This is a genomic window from Allobosea sp. ASV33, from assembly GCF_016428755.1.
GTDB lineage: Bacteria > Pseudomonadota > Alphaproteobacteria > Rhizobiales > Beijerinckiaceae > Allobosea.
The window spans coordinates 1-302 of the sequence record NZ_JAELTI010000343.1 but is presented as its reverse complement, the minus strand read 5'-3'; the positions used below and the strand labels follow the sequence as shown (position 1 = coordinate 302).

The window sequence follows — 302 nt, the reverse complement described above, 5'->3', positions numbered from 1 at the left end:
CCCCCCCCCCCCCCCCCCCCCCCCCCCCCCCCCCCCCCCCCCCCCCCCCCCCCCCCCCCCCCCCCCCCCCCCCCCCCCCCCCCCCCCCCCCCCCCCCCCCCCTTTTTCAAGCCGAAGACGGCATACGCGATCGCGCCTAGAGTCTCGTGGGCTCGGAGATGTGTATAAGAGACAGCGTCTGGGGTGCCTGCGGCTTTCTCGCGCTCGGGCTCGCGCCGGCGATGGGACTTGCGCCCGAGCTGCCGGGCGCAGCCTCGGCCGCATTGGAGCAGCGCCAGCTCTGGTGGCTCGCGACCGTGATC

The 302-nt window shown here is 77.8% G+C and carries 1 protein-coding gene; it reads left to right on the top strand.

From position 1 onward, the window contains the following. Positions 1–158: 158 nt before the first annotated feature. On the top strand, positions 159–302 hold a 144-nt coding region (locus JHD80_RS28030; protein WP_199093928.1), incomplete at its 3' end, for a CbtA family protein.